9 protein-coding genes are annotated in these 12482 nt (G+C 54.8%); all 9 read left to right on the forward strand.

Annotated elements, in window-relative coordinates; all coding sequences use genetic code 11:
• Positions 1-5: 5 nt before the first annotated feature.
• The 9 genes from DFR30_RS12830 to DFR30_RS12870 all read left to right on the forward strand — a co-directional run bounded on the left by DFR30_RS12830 (position 6) and on the right by DFR30_RS12870 (position 12240).
• On the forward strand, positions 6-914 hold the full coding sequence (locus DFR30_RS12830; RefSeq protein ID WP_165869210.1) for a c-type cytochrome: 909 nt from the start codon (positions 6-8) through the stop codon (positions 912-914).
• Between the two features lie 2 nt (positions 915-916).
• The gene (locus DFR30_RS12835) at positions 917-2578 is read left to right on the forward strand and encodes a SulP family inorganic anion transporter (RefSeq protein ID WP_132973849.1); all 1662 of its coding nucleotides are present in this window, start codon (positions 917-919) and stop codon (positions 2576-2578) included.
• A 16-nt stretch (positions 2579-2594) separates the two neighbouring features.
• Positions 2595-3017: a DsrE family protein gene (locus DFR30_RS12840; RefSeq protein ID WP_132973851.1), complete on the forward strand. Its 423-nt coding sequence runs from the start codon at positions 2595-2597 to the stop codon at positions 3015-3017.
• Between the two features lie 16 nt (positions 3018-3033).
• Positions 3034-4866, forward strand: a complete 1833-nt coding sequence (locus DFR30_RS12845; RefSeq protein WP_132973853.1) for a bifunctional metallophosphatase/5'-nucleotidase — start codon at positions 3034-3036, stop codon at positions 4864-4866.
• A complete protein-coding gene (locus DFR30_RS12850; protein WP_132973855.1) occupies positions 4866-7151 on the forward strand; it encodes an efflux RND transporter permease subunit in 2286 nt (761 codons plus the stop codon). Before DFR30_RS12845 ends, DFR30_RS12850 begins: the two co-directional genes overlap by 1 nt.
• Positions 7151-7942: an outer membrane lipoprotein-sorting protein gene (locus DFR30_RS12855; RefSeq protein WP_132973857.1), complete on the forward strand. Its 792-nt coding sequence runs from the start codon at positions 7151-7153 to the stop codon at positions 7940-7942. The genes DFR30_RS12850 and DFR30_RS12855 overlap by 1 nt, the downstream gene beginning before the upstream one ends.
• 61 nt (positions 7943-8003) lie before the next feature.
• The gene (locus tag DFR30_RS12860; protein WP_207891901.1) at positions 8004-9161 is read left to right on the forward strand and encodes a hypothetical protein; all 1158 of its coding nucleotides are present in this window, start codon (positions 8004-8006) and stop codon (positions 9159-9161) included.
• Positions 9162-9186: 25 nt separating this feature from the next.
• On the forward strand, positions 9187-9975 hold the full coding sequence (locus tag DFR30_RS12865; RefSeq protein ID WP_132973861.1) for a response regulator transcription factor: 789 nt from the start codon (positions 9187-9189) through the stop codon (positions 9973-9975).
• Between the two features lie 345 nt (positions 9976-10320).
• On the forward strand, positions 10321-12240 hold the full coding sequence (locus tag DFR30_RS12870) for a bifunctional metallophosphatase/5'-nucleotidase (protein ID WP_132973863.1): 1920 nt from the start codon (positions 10321-10323) through the stop codon (positions 12238-12240).
• Positions 12241-12482 lie beyond the last annotated feature (242 nt).

Raw genomic sequence — 12482 nt, forward strand, 5'->3', positions numbered from 1 at the left:
GCACCATGAAAATAATTCCTTTCCTGCTGCTGGCCATTGCTGTAGCAACGGGTGCGCCACCCATCGCAAAAGCCGAACCGCTTGATCCGCTGGAGGTACGTCCTACCCTGGTACGTCCGCAGGTCAGCCTGCCGACTAACCTGATTACCGTGCCAGTGGTTAACCCGGGCGAGTATTTTGTACCGCCTGCCTATGACGATATCCCGGATGACAAAACCGGCGACATGATTCGCTGGGGGCGCAATATTTTTGTGAACACGCAGAAATATGCACCGCGATATGCCGGCAATGGCCTGAATTGTGTCAGCTGCCACCTGTCAGAGGGGCGCCAGCCTTACGCGGCCCCGCTGTGGGCCGCCTACCCGATTTACCCGGAATCCCGTAACAAGACCAAGCGTGTCGTGACTTTCCCGCAACGTATTCAGTCCTGTTTCAAATACAGCATGGATGGTATCGCCCCGACAGTAGATGCCCCGGAAATGGATGCGCTGGTGACCTACGCCAAGTGGCTTTCGACCGGTGCACCGGTTGGTGTGGCGCTGCCGGGCCGCGGCTTTGCAAGCATCAAGAAAACACACGACCCCTCGACTATTGAGGGCGAAATTATCTACAACTCCCGCTGCGCTATCTGTCATGGCGCCAATGGTGAAGGGCAAAAGAACCGTAACGGAGAGGGATACATGTTCCCGCCACTGTGGGGCATGGACTCCTTCAACCGCGCTGCCGGCCTCAACAAGGTGAAAACCGCGGCACAGTTCATAAAGGCCAACATGCCGCTGGGCTCCGGTTACACGCTGACCGATGACGAGGCGCTGGACGTTGCCGCCTACATGTGGATTCACTTCCGCCCGGATGACCCGCGCGCCTCATTCTTCATGAACCGCTTTTCACCAAAACCCGGCGGAGGTAACTGAGCATGAATCGCAGCAACACTCACCCGCTGGTGCGTCGTTTCCTGCCGTTCACGGAATGGTTGCCGATGCTCGACGCCATGACGGTACGTAATGACATCTGGGCAGGTGTTGCCGCCGGCATCCTGATTCTTCCACAGGCCATTGCACTGGCCACCATGGCGGGGCTGCCACCGGAGATCGGGTTGTATACGTCGATCTTCCCGGTAATCGTGTGTGCGCTGTTTGGCTCGTCCTGGCACGTACTGTCCGGCCCCAACACTTCGATCTCGGTAATGGTTGCCACCATCATCGGCGGTTACGCCAGCCTCGGCACACCGGACTGGATCATGTACACGCTGACGCTGACCTTTATCGCCGGTGTCATACAGTTACTGTTCGGGGTGCTGAAGCTGGGCGTGGTGTTCAACTACTTCTCGCACACCGTCATGGTCGCCATTGTCACCGGCGTTGGTATCATTATTATTATCCAGCAGATCGGTAACTTCCTGGGACTGACGGTCAACCCCGGCGAACCGGTTCAAGACACCCTGTATTCCATGCTGTTCCGCATGCCCGAAGTGAACTGGTGGGCCGCATCACTGGGTATACTCACTGTCGTTACCGGCATGCTGGTCAAACGCTGCTTCCCGCGTCAGCCGGCCATTATCATTGCGGTTATCGTCGGCATGGCCGGTGGATGGCTGCTCGAATTTCTGTTCGGTGCCGGCAATACCAATGTCGACAAGCTGGGTTACCTGTCACTGGAAATCCTGCCCCTGTCAGCACCTGACTTCAGTCCGACCAACTTCTACGAAGCGGCAGAAGGCCTGATGATGGGCGGATTCATCATCGCCTTTCTCGGCCTGATGCAGTCTGCCGTCATCGCGCGCGCCATGGCGGTCAAGTCCGGTCAGCATGTGGACATCGACCAGGAAGTCATCGGCCAGGGCCTGTCCAATGTGGTTGGCAGTTTCCTGAGCTGTTACCCCAGCTGCGGATCATTCAACCGCAGTGCATCCAACATCGAAATCGGCGGAAAAACGCCACTGGTTGGCATTGTCTCGGCAATCGTGCTGGCGCTGCTGGTGGCTTTTGCCTCACCCATCATTGCGCAGATGCCACTGTCCGTCATGGCGGGCATCCTGTTCCTGGTCGGTGCCGGCCTGATCAAGATAAAGGACATCAGGAAGCTGCTGGCGATCCGCGGCGAGCCGCGCATTTCATTTCTGCTGGTCTGTTTCACCACGGTTTACGGCGGCCTGGAGTGGGCAGTCATGCTGGGTATTGCGGTTTCCATCATTGCCTACATGCGCCATGTATCGCGCCCGGAACTGGACCTGCTGTTCGAGAACGAGGCTGAACAGTACATGCCTGATGGCGTGCATGACGCAACAGTAGTGCAACTGTCCGGCTCTATTTTCTTCGGTTCCACACACGCTATTGAACGAGGTTTCTCGGACCTGGCTCACGAGGATCATCGTGCCAACCCGCTGATAATCGCCGGCGAACTGATAGACAATATGGACGATGCCGGCGCCGCTTCGATCGCGCAGGAAGCACGCAAGCGCAGGGAGTCCGGTGGCGATCTGATTCTGTGGCTGCGCGACCATAATCTCGACGACCTGCTACAGCGTAGTGGCCTGGTATCGCTACTGGGTAAGTACAACATTCATTACGCGAGCTGAACAAAGGTAAATCCACATGACTTTCAAATACTGGTTAACCGGTCTGGCTCTTGCAGCCATTACATCCACAACCCTGGCTGCCGAGCAGTTGAAGTACCAGGTACTGCTGCAGGTCAGCGAAAACAGTGTCGACAAAATGAATACCACGCTGAACACTGCGCGCAACCTGCAGCACCAGTTTGGACCGGATAACGTCGAAGTTGAAATCGTCGTATTCGGTGATGGTGTCAACACACTGAAGTACTACGCCCCCATTCCGATTGCCGACAAGGTCGAGGAGGCAACTGTCGAGGGCGTGCGTATCGTGGCCTGTGAAATAGCCATGCGTACTCACAAGCTGCGTCCTTCCGACATGCTTCAGCAACTGCGCTACGTGCCTTCAGGCGTTTCAGAACTGGTTGAAAAACAATACCAGGGCTGGGCCTACGTGCGCCCCTGAGACGGATAACAGATTCATGACACTAACTCGCACACTACTCCGCAACCTGGCTCTGCCGCTGGTGCTGTTCGCATCCGCCGCCAGCGCCGGCGATGGTGAAGTCACCCTGATTCACATCGGTGACCTGCACGGTCACCTGGTGCCGCGTCCCAATATGCGTGATGGTGACGATGATCGTGGTGTTATGTCCGGCGGGCTGGCCTATGTCTATGACCAGATCAAGAAAATCCGGAGCGAACACCCGGATAATCTGCTGGTTAACACAGGTGACACCATCCAGGGTTCTGCAGAAGCACTGTATTCGCGCGGTAAAGCCATGGCCGACATCCTCAACCTGTTTGAAATCGACGCCTTTGCTCCCGGGAACTGGGATTTCCTGTACGGTCCGGAGCGCTTTCGCGAACTGTTTGCCGAGGTAGACGGACGCAAGCCAATGTTCAACTGGCAGACATTGTCCGCCAACCTCTACTACGCAACGTTATATGAATTCCCTGAAACGCCCTATGCAAAACAGGCCGGCCAGCGTGTTGTGCCCCCTTACATGATCAAGGAAATTAATGGTGTACGAATAGGCATCATCGGGCTTACCGCAGACCGTGGCCCGCAAGCTGTGAGCACCCGCGTCATGGACGGCTTTTACCTGACACCTGGCGAGGAGGAACTACAGGCCGCCATCCCCAAACTGCGCAACGAGGAAAAGGTCGATCTGCTGGTTCTGATCTCTGAACGTGGCCTTGCAGCGAATCTGGAGTTGGTGGAAACCTGGCCCGGCATTGATGTTGTACTGTCCTCGGACATGCACGAGGAAACCTGGAAGGTTGTCGAGGCAAAATCCGGCACGCTACTGGTCGAGGAAGGCCAGGACGGCACCATGGTTGGTGAAATGAACCTGACAGTCAGGAATGGCAAGCTGGCCAGCTGGGACTTCAAGGCACACCGCATCACGGTAGAAAACAACCAGCCCGACCCGATGATCGCCGCCAGGGTCGAGGAGATTCGCAAAACATTCGTCAAGGGTGCGGAATTTGTTCCTCACGTCAACCCGATGAACGGCTACGTACTGCGCGCACCGATTGATACAACAATCGGTTATACCCGGAAGGCCCTGCACCGCTCCAACTATGCCGATGCCAAATCCCTGCCGGCAGTTATTGAAGGTTCATCGCATGACTTCCTGGCCGACGCCTTTCGCGGCGCCTGCGAATCAGACATCGGCCTCATCCGCGGTTTTCGTTATGGAACCCATATCGCGCCCGGACCGATCAAGCTGGAAGACATCTACCACTATATTCCGATTGGCCCGCAGATCGCCTGCGGCCTGATCAGCGGAGACGACCTGCGCCTGATGATAGAGAACGGCGCACAGGGTTCGTTGACCAGTATTGTAGGTTACTGGGGTGGCGGCTGGCTGCTGGCTTTTTCCGGCATCACCTATGATCTCGATCCGTATAACCAATGGGGCTTCCGCGCCAGTAACATTCGCGTCAATAACGAGGCCCTGGATCCGGAACGCTACTACACGGTGGCGGGTTACTGGTACCTGGATCTGCCCGGCAAGATCAATCGCTCGCGAGCACTGGAAATCAAGGTGCTCAAGGACCGCTTTGGCGGCATTGTCGATGCAACTGCCGTAGTAGCCTACTACCTGCAAACATTGCCCGGTCACACTGTCGATCCCGAATTGAATCGCATTAACCTGCTGAAACCCTTGCCACCGCCTATTGCAGGCAACCGTGAAATACAGCCGCTGGGCGGTGCCCCGCGTCCCGAGTATCTGCTTGCAGATGAAGACATCAAGCGCCTCGCTAAACGGCGCACTACGCAGAATACTGCTCATGGAGACCAATAATGGTTGAGACAATCGCAACCGCTATCCTGCGAGGACGCTACCTGTGGGTTCTTCTTACCGTCATGTTCGTCGTATGGGCTGCCATGGGCGGGCGCAACCTGACGCTGACAACCGACTACCGCGTATTCTTCAGTGAGGAAAATCCGCAACTGACGGCTTTCGAAGCGCTACAGAACACCTATACCAACAATGACAATGTTCTGATAGTACTGGCACCAAAGAACCACAAGGTGTTCACACGCAAGACCTTGGCCGCCGTCGAAGCTATCACCGAGGAAGCCTGGCAGGTGCCCTTCTCGATTCGGGTCGATTCACTGACCAACTACCAGCACACAGTAGCCGAGGAAGATGACCTGGTAGTCGGCGACCTGGTAGTAGATGGTGCCAACCTGATGGACTCCAGCCTTCAGCGCATCAAGAACATTGCGCTGCACGAACCACTACTGGTGAATCGCCTGATATCACCCAGCGGTGAAGTGACCGGCATCAATATCACCATCCAGACACCGGGTATCGACCAGACCACCGAAGTCCCCAGTGTTGTGGCGTACGCACGTGACATGGTGAAGAAGTACCAGGACATCTACCCGCACCTGGACTTTTATATCACTGGCACGGTGATGATGAACAACGCTTTCCCCGAAGCATCCAAACACGACATGCGCACACTGGTACCACTGATGTTCCTGGTTGTGTTTGTTGCACTGTGGTTCCTGTTGCGCTCGCTCACCGGAATTATCGCCACCCTGCTGGTCGTGGCTTTTTCCATCGCGACCGCTATGGGACTGGCTGGCTGGATCGGTATTCGCATGACACCCCCGGTCGGTAGTGCACCAACTATTGTACTGACACTGGCGGTTGCGCACTGCGTTCATCTGCTGGTTGCATTGATGCACAACATGACGAAGGGCATGGACAAGCGTGCTGCCATGTTCGAGGCCCTGCGCGTCAATTTCCAGCCTATCGCGCTGACCAGTCTGACAACAACTGTTGGCTTCCTGAGCATGAACTTCTCGGACGCACCACCGTTCCGCGACCTCGGCAACATCGTCGCCATGGGTGTAATTGCCGCATGGGTCTACTCCTTTGTCTTTATGCCGGCACTGGTGATGATTCTTCCGATACGCACACATGCCAACCAGGAAACTGCCAGCAAGTGGATGAGCAGTCTTGGTGAGTTTGTACTGAACAACCGCCGTATGTTGTTCTGGGGCAACCTTGCCCTGCTGGTCGTCCTGGCATTCTCCATTACCCGTAATGAACTGAACGACCAGTTTGTCGAATATTTCGACGACAGCATCGAGTTCCGGCGCGCCACAGACTTCGTCACCGACAATCTGACCGGCATCTACACCATCGACTACTCGCTGAAAACCGGTGGTAGCGGCAGTATCAACGAGCCGGAACAGCTGCAGGTTATTGAAAACTTCGCCAACTGGTATCGCGAACAGCCGGAAGTCATTCACGTCAATGTGATTACCGATATCATCAAACGGCTGAACATGAACCTGCACGGTGATGACCGTAGCTGGTACCGGATACCTGAAAGCCGTGAACTTGCTGCACAATATTTCCTTCTCTATGAAATGTCGCTGCCCTATGGCCTGGATCTGAACAACCAGATCGATATTGACAAGTCGGCCTCACGTATGACGGTAACGGTAAATAATCTCACCACCAACGAACTGCTTCTGGTTGAAGCACGTGCGAGGGAATGGCTGGAAGCCAACGCACCCGCACACATGCACACCGTTGGCGCCAGTCCGGCCATCATGTTTGCGCATATCACATCGCGCAATATCCGCAGCATGCTCAAGGGCAATGCCATGGCCATGGTGTTGATCTCCTTCATGCTGATTTTTGCCTTCCGTTCGATCAAGTTCGGGTTACTCAGCCTGGTACCCAACCTGATGCCCGCCATTATGGCCTTCGGCCTGTGGGGACTGCTGGTCGGTGAGGTAGGTGTTTCGCTTTCCGTGGTAGTTGCCATGACGCTGGGTATCGTGGTGGATGACACCATTCACTTCATGAGCAAGTACCTGCGTGCCCGTCGCGAACAGGGACTGAGCGCCGAAGACGCGATTCGTGCTGCCTTCTCCAGTGTTGGCGTCGCACTGATCATGACTTCGATCGTACTTATTGCCGGTTTTGCGGTGCTGGCCCTTTCTTCATTCAAGATGAACGCCGGCATGGGGCTCCTGACGGCCATTACCATCGCACTGGCACTGTTTGCCGACTTCCTGTTCCTTCCGCCCCTGTTACTGAAAATCAAAGGTAAAGTCTGATGAAAATTCTGAATACGTTTTTAATCGCCCTGCTCGGTATGAGCGCCTTCAGCAGCCCATTGCTTGCTGATACGGCAGATGACAGGGGACTCGAGATCGCCGTTGAGGCAGACAAACGCAAAAACGGTTTCGGTGATTTTACTGCCGACCTGCTGATGGTTCTGCGAAACAAACAGGGCGAGGAAAGCACGCGCGAGCTGCGCTCCAAAAACCTTGAAGTTGAAGGCGATGGCGACAAGAGCCTGACCATCTTTGACCGCCCGCAGGATATCAAGGGCACCGCGCTACTGACCTTTACACATAAAACCGGCTCCGATGACCAATGGCTGTACCTCCCTGCGCTGAAACGCGTCAAGCGTATTGCCTCCAACAACAAGTCAGGCCCGTTTATGGGCAGCGAGTTTGCCTACGAGGATATCAGCTCCCAGGAAGTCGAGAAGTACACCTACAAGTACTTGCGCGACGAACCGCTTGACGGGGAAGCCATGTTTGTTTTCGAGCGCTACCCGGTTGACAAGAAATCCGGATATACCCGCCAGGTCGTATGGATGGACCAGGACGAGTACCGGGAACGCAAGATTGTTTACTACGATCGCAAAAACTCCCTGCTGAAAACACTCACCTTCTCCGGCTATGAAAAGTATCTGGACAAGTTCTGGAAAGCTGCAGAAATGGACATGACCAACCACCAGACCGGCAAGAGCACAAAGCTTGCCTGGAGCAACTACGCGTTCGGCACCGGGCTGGGTGATCGTGATTTTGATCGCAACTCGCTGAAACGGGCGCGCTAGGACACCAGCCCCCATGATGCATGCCGGATACAGACTGAAAACCATCTCCTTGTGCACTGCCATGTGCGCCAGCTACGCCGGTGTAGCTGGAGAATGGTCGGGTAACGCCGGCGTGGAATGGCTGGCCTTCCCCAAGCAGGCTCTGTCTGATGCCCAGCATGACAGCTACCTGTCGTTTTCACTCGAGCCCGAGTATTACCACGAGTGGGACCACGGCAAGAAGAGCTTCACATTTGAGCCGTTCCTGCGTCGTGCGCAATACGATACCGCACGCACACACGCTGATATCCGCGAACTGAACATTGGCGTAACTTCGGAATGGTGGGAACTGACAGCCGGGATCAGCAAGGTCTACTGGGGAATCACCGAGTCGCAGCACCTGGTCGATATCGTCAACCAGACTGACCTGGTAGAGAATCTCGACACCGAAGACAAGCTGGGACAACCCATGCTTGACCTGACACTGGTCGGTGGTGACCTCGGAACACTCGACCTGTTTGTTCTGCCCGGCTTTCGTGAAAGGACCTTCCTCGATGAAGACGGGCGGCCGCGCTTCGGGCTGGTAGTGGACCGGCAAAACCCGCTGTATGAGAACAACAGCGAAGACCGCCATATCGACTTTGCAGCACGCTGGTACCAGTACATCGGTGACTGGGAAGTCGGGCTTTCCCATTTCCATGGCACAGCACGCACACCTGAAATGATCATTACTCCCACCGGCCCGTTTACCCCCCCGGTTCTGACGCCGTTTTATCCCCAGATCGACCAGACCGGGCTGGAAGTGCAGGGTATTTTCGGCGCATGGTTGTGGAAACTGGAAGCCATTCACAACACCGGCTTCGACCACAGCCCCTTCTTCGCCGCTGTCGGCGGTTTTGAATACACCTTTGTACTGGAGAACGGTATGGAGATCGGGGCGCTGATGGAATATTCGTGGGATGAACGGGACGAGAAAACACCTTCCCGGTTCCAGAATGACATGCTGGTCGGCACCCGACTGACCTTCAATGATGTACAGAGCACACAGGTACTGGCCGGAGTGATTGTGGATATGGAGGGTGCCGGTCACAGTTACAACCTGGAAGCCGAACGCCGTTTTGGCGAAAGCTGGAAGCTTTCGCTGGAAGCCCGTGGGGTATTTCACGTCGAACCCGGCGACTTCCTCTATCAGTCCAGAAGAGACAACTCGTTCCGCTTCACCGCGGCGAGATACTTTTAATATTACATGCAGGGCAGGGTATGACATGAACAATCTATATGCATCGTCACCGGATGTCACCAGCATCCGCTACAAAACAGCGCCACAGGATGGCAAGATAAAAATATTCATCCTGGGCCACAAGGACTTTTCCATAGATAGCATGGCCCGCATGGTTGAAGACAAGGGCAACAACTACATGGTTTCCTGTGTAGAACCCGGCGACGCCTGCATGGCGAAGTTAGTTGCAACCGAACCCGATGTGCTGATGATCCAGAAGGAAGTCCTCAAGGAACCCCTGGAACGTACCATCCATGGCATCCTTGGCGAGTACCCGAATATCCGCATCCTGGTATTCGGGAAAGACATGGACAGTGACTACCTGTACCGGCTGGTGCGGGCCGGCGTGCATGGCTATATCAACGAGCGCATGACCGGTGAACATATCGAACGCGCCCTGGCATCCATTCTCGAGGGCAACAACTGGATTGAACGCCACATCATGGAGCGCTTCATCAAGACCCAGCAGGAACTTGATGATGTACTGGAAACACAGTTCTACGAGAAAATCAGCCAGTTGTGCGACAATCTGACCAAACGCGAAACAGAAATTCTCTGCGAAGTCATGAAAGGCCTGGCCATCAAGCAGATCGCCGAGGAAGTGCACCTGTCACACCAGGGCGTGAAAATGCACCTCGCCAAGCTGTTCAAGAAGTTCAGGGTCAGCAACAGGAATCAGCTGATACTGGCCGCCTTCGACGAGATCAGCCCGGTAGAAGATCTTTCCATGCTGTTGCGTAATGGCCTGCAGAAAAAATTGCACGCCAGCGGATAATCAGGCTGTTCATATACCCTGTCTTTTAGCCCGGCATGACGCCGGGCTTTTTTAAGACTTTTTAATCGCCGGAATGCACTTCATTTCAACAGGATCCGGCCAACCACAAGACATACTGAACGTATATCCATGTCTTGTCCTGGCTGCCCTTCGTATCCTTCCTGCAGAGATATACATTTGTACAGTAAATTGCCCTATTTAAAATAGGCGCCAAGCCACTTCCCCAACACCCTGAAAAAATGCGACTTTAGGTCCCACGACAGGCCTTGTCAGCAAGGCCGTCAGATTTATAAATGGCTTATAAATCTTTTGCCACGGATGGAAATACCGCGAAGGAGAACATGAATGAAGCTCACCCGATACCTGACTCTGGCTGCACTGATTCTGGCCCATGGATCACTGCAGGCTGCAACAAAAACAATTACATTGATCGAACTCAACGATCTGCACGCGCACCTGATTCCGCACAAGGACCTGGTATCTGATGGCAATGGTGGTACCACAATCGCCACTCGCGGCGGCCTGACGCGCATCGCAACTGCGGTGAAGCAGATCCGCGCTGATAATCCCAACAATATTCTGATGAATATCGGCGATACCACGCATGGTGGCGTTGAAGCGCTGTTCTCGATGGGTAACGCGATCATGGGTCCGCTGAATTCGCTCGGCGTCGATGTAGGCGTTGCCGGTAACTGGGACTTTTACTACACTCCTGGCGTAACACGGGCACGCTATGGGCGATTCGATACCAGCCTTGGCGGCATCATCCAGGTTCCGATCCCCGGCATGGACAATTTGATTGGTATCATTCAGCCGAATTATCCCAATCTTGGTGCGAACGTCTCTGATTTCACGGATTTCTTCCCGATTCTTCCTGACTTTATGCCCGCGACATGGAACAAGACCATCGCCGGTGTAAATGTTGGCTTTATCGGGCTGACATCTGACATTGTCGCCGACATGCACAGCATGCTCGCCACCGGCTTTAACTTTGCCCAGGGCGAATCAGAACATCTCGATATCGTTCAGCGTTATGCCGACAAGCTGCGTAACAACGGTGCAAACCTGGTTGTTGTTATGAGTGAACTGGGGATTCACAAGACAAAGCGCCTGGCCGACCTGGTCGACCCGGGTTCCGTTGACGTGTTCTTTGCTGCCCATACCCACGAAGCTACCTATACACCTATCACTTCCGAGAGTGGTGCACTGGTCGTGGAAGCCGGCAACGACGGTTACCTTGGACGTATGGATATCGTAGTCGATGTTCGCAAGCGCTGGCGCAGCACCACCGTTACGGTGAAAAGTAAAAACTGGACCCTGATTGAACTTGATGACAGCGTGGCAGAAGACCCGGACATGGTTGCCCTGGTTAACGAAGCCCGTGCGCCCTACCTTGGCGACAACGTGTTCCTGGAGGCGCCCCCGTTTGTCATGCAGACGCTGACCCAGTCCATCGACACGGTGGTAGGTCATGCCGACAGCCTGATCGACCGCAAGGATTCACTGGAAAGCAGTTTCAATAACGGCTGGTCAGACCTGTTACGCCAGACGACCGGTACCCAGATGGCCATGACACCCGGTTTCCGTATGGGTGCCACCATTGGCGCAACCGGTACGGTGTATGAAGATGGTGCAGTGGCCGACGGCGCAATCACCATTGAGGACGCCTACCGTTTCTTCCCGATGGCCTACTCTATCTCCACCGGGCAGGTCACTGGCGTCCGCTTCCGCGAGATCGTCGAGGACGTATTGACCCGTACCTTCTCTCCCGATGTCTTTAAACAGCGCGGCGGCTGGACCTACGGCTTCGCTGGTGTGGATCTGACAGTTGACCTGGCCGCCCCTGATGGTCAACGCATTCAGGCCATGAGTTACAGCGACACCGGCGTGGCAATATCTGACAGCGACAATATCAGCATCACCGGCTGCCGACGTACACCCATTGAAGAAGGCGACGATATTCTCTGCGCCTACGACGGCTTCACCAACATCGACCCGGTTATCGGTGGTGGCCCGGGACCGTTCGACCTGTTGCCTATCCAGGCAGTCGAACTGTTCCAGCAGGCACTTGCAGCCAACCTTTTCAATGGCGCACGGGCCAACATCACGGATAGCAACAATACGCCTCGCTGGCCTGAAACCGAGTTCATTCAGCCGCTGGAAGGCGTCGGTACACCAACTGGAGATAATGGTGGCGCTGAAGATTGTGGCGCATTCGCCTTCCTGTGTGGTGGTGGCGGTTTTGGAGGCTTCTTCGGCTTCTGATTTTCTACTCTGCAAACCTGAACCGGGGGCTTATTCAGCCCCCGGTTTTTTTAATTCCAAGGCATGAAAAATTAGTTTTATGCCAATATGTCAGTAACTTACAATACATAAATTACCCCATGATATCGCCACATCCAAAAGATAATCAAATACTTATATCCTCTGACATATGTACATTGCACCATTCTGGTCTACACTCAATACAGCGTTATACGGGCCTGCCAGAATGACAGAAGTTTTCG

The sequence above is a fragment of the Thiogranum longum genome, from assembly GCF_004339085.1.
Taxonomy (GTDB): domain Bacteria; phylum Pseudomonadota; class Gammaproteobacteria; order DSM-19610; family DSM-19610; genus Thiogranum; species Thiogranum longum.